The organism is Eudoraea adriatica DSM 19308 (assembly GCF_000382125.1).
Lineage (GTDB): Bacteria > Bacteroidota > Bacteroidia > Flavobacteriales > Flavobacteriaceae > Eudoraea > Eudoraea adriatica.
The window spans coordinates 1-1,220 of record NZ_KB907564.1 but is presented as its reverse complement, the minus strand read 5'-3'; the positions used below and the strand labels follow the sequence as shown (position 1 = coordinate 1,220).

Genomic DNA, 1,220 nt, shown 5'->3' with positions numbered 1-1,220 from the left:
TTATAGCCATCTTAAGTTTGTAATATCTTTATTTCATTAATTAATTAGAAAGAACAAAAGAGAGGATTAAGGTTAATATAGCCGTAGAGACTGAGATCTCGTCAACAATGATAATCCCCTCTCTTTTTCTACTTCAATTTCGTTCAGTTCTGTGAGACTTTTAGATCTCGATTTCAAGTTGTTGAAAGCAAAGTAGATTGTCCTTTCAAAAAACATTTTCTTATGTTTAAATATAATCAAATCTTTGGTGTTGATATCAGCAAAGATGTATTCGATGTTATGAGCTCCCAAGGGAAACATTTTAAGTTTAAAAACAGCTCAAAAGGTTTTAATCAGTTGACCAAACATCTTACTAAAAAAGACCTAATCGTTATGGAGGCTACTGGTTATTATCATTATTGTTTAGCCAAATATCTGTATGATCTGGGCTATACGGTATCGGTTGTGAACCCTCTGGCAGTAAAACGTTTTGTTCAAATGAAACTATCTAAAATCAAAACAGATAAATCTGATGCTCTTGCGATTTGTCAATATGCCAGTTTGAATGAAGTTCCCATCTTTACTTCTAAAGATTCCAATCAAGCAGAATGCGTTCAACTGATGAGTCTCATTGAAATTTATCTTAAACAAAGAACTGCTTTAAAGAATAAGTTACATGGTGAAAAAATATTGGGCAAACCCTCTAAAACGGTATATCATTCAATCAATCGATCATTAAAAGTTCTCCAAAAGGAAATTCAATTATTGGAAAATAGGCTGTTAGAACTCGTTAAATCACATCAACAAAAACAACTTACACTACTTAAAAGTATTCCAGGAATGGGAACTAAAACAGCCATAATTTTGATTGTCCTTACGGATGGATTTACAAAGTTTGAAAACGCTAAACAACTCTGTTCATACGCAGGAACTACACCTACTATACGTATGTCTGGATCCTCTGTTAGAGGTAAAAGCCGAATTAGTAAAATGGGTAATCAAAAACTTAGAAACCTACTCTTTTTATGTGCTTTCTCTGCCTGTAAATATAACAAGGCTTGTCGTGAATTATATGAAAGAATTGTAGCTAAGGGGAAAAGTAAAAAATTGGCCCTAATAGCAGTGATTAATAAGCTCTTAAAACAGGCTTTTGCAGTAGCTAAATCAGGATTATCTTATGATGAAAACTATGTCTCGAATTTAAGTTAATTTCCTTTGGATTTTAACTCAGTTCTTTGTTG

Annotated in this window: 1 protein-coding gene; it reads left to right on the top strand. The window is 32.5% G+C overall.

Translation table 11 applies throughout. From position 1 onward, the window contains the following. Positions 1–222 precede the first annotated feature (222 nt). On the top strand, positions 223–1,188 hold the full coding sequence (locus tag G504_RS0118075) for an IS110 family RNA-guided transposase (RefSeq protein WP_019671595.1): 966 nt from the start codon (positions 223–225) through the stop codon (positions 1,186–1,188). Positions 1,189–1,220 lie beyond the last annotated feature (32 nt).

Coding starts and splice junctions, on each gene's coding strand:
- G504_RS0118075 (WP_019671595.1), top strand. CDS start 223: ATGTTTAAATATAATCAAATCTTTGGTGTTGATATCAGCAAAGATGTA.